The organism is Streptococcus sp. HSISS2 (assembly GCF_000448665.1).
Classification (GTDB): Bacteria; Bacillota; Bacilli; order Lactobacillales; family Streptococcaceae; genus Streptococcus; species Streptococcus raffinosi.
On the sequence record NZ_CM002133.1, the window covers coordinates 996,967 to 998,094 of the forward strand.

General features: G+C 44.8%; 1 protein-coding gene and 2 pseudogenes. All 3 read right to left on the reverse strand.

Annotated elements, in window-relative coordinates; genetic code table 11:
• Positions 1–110: pseudogene (locus tag HSISS2_RS10835) on the reverse strand (FAD-dependent oxidoreductase); the annotation flags it as partial.
• Positions 111–175: 65 nt separating this feature from the next.
• Positions 176–1,003, reverse strand: coding sequence for a ZIP family metal transporter (locus tag HSISS2_RS04360; protein WP_021145581.1), 828 nt, complete (start codon positions 1,001–1,003; stop codon positions 176–178).
• A 12-nt stretch (positions 1,004–1,015) separates the two neighbouring features.
• A pseudogene (locus tag HSISS2_RS11725) lies at positions 1,016–1,128 on the reverse strand (Nif3-like dinuclear metal center hexameric protein); the annotation flags it as partial.

Here is a 1,128-nt window from a genome sequence, read left to right on the forward strand (position 1 = left end):
TGCCTGTCCAAGACCATGGTCAAAAACAGTAACTTCTACTTCTTTTCCTTTGACAAGTAATAGGCAGCCGTTGAACCGACGATGCCTGCGCCAACAATTGCAATCTTCATTTTTTACTCCATCTATTTGAAAAGAGCTGAGTCCTATACACATAGGCACAGCTCTTTAGTATTTTTTAGCCCAAGGCCACATCCATGACCATCATGACAACAAAGCCAACCATAAGGTCCAAGGTTGCTACATCAGTATTACCATTAGTCTGTGATTCCGGAATTAATTCTTCCGTTACCACAAAAATCATAGCACCAGCCGTAAAGGCCAAAGCATAAGGGATGATTGCCATCATCCACATGACAAGAGCGGCACCCATAACTGCACCTATAGGCTCCACGATGGCTGACATAGATTCCCAATAAAAGGCCTTAATACGAGATTTTCCATCTGCTCGAATAGGAATTGAGAGGGCTGCACCTTCAGGGACATTCTGCAAACCAATACCTATAGCTAGACCAATGGCTCCCATCAGACCCGCGAATGTCATATTGCCACCAGCCAAGGCTCCGAAAGTCACACCGACTGCTAATCCCTCTGGAAAATTATGAATGGTGATAGCCAAAAGAAGCAGGGCTGTCTTTGACAATTTCTTCTTACGAGGTTGAATTCCTTCTGCTTTTGAAATATCATTTCCCAAATGCAAGTGAGGGACGACAGCATCAATCAAACGAAGAGCGACACCACCAAGTAAGAAGCCAGCTGCCGCTGGAAACCAAGACCACTTCCCATAGCCATTTTGGCTGGCATAAGCTAAAGAAGGGTCCAAGAGTGACCAGAAAGAGGCCGCAATCATGACTCCAGCCGCAAAGCCCATCATGATATCTAACAATTTACGGCTAATATGCTTGAAAAAGAAAACAATAGCCGAGCCGACAATGGTACAACCCCAAGTGAAAAGACCAGCAAGTAAGGCCAACAAGACCACATGTTGATGTAAAAGCCAAGTCACAGGTAGATCCTCCTAGAGATGGTCAAAGGGGTTAGTTGACGACTGACTTTCAAGAATTGTAACATTCCAGCCCTTCTCAAGCTTCCAAGCCTCAAGTTTCTCAGCAATCTTTGCGATAAAGAGAG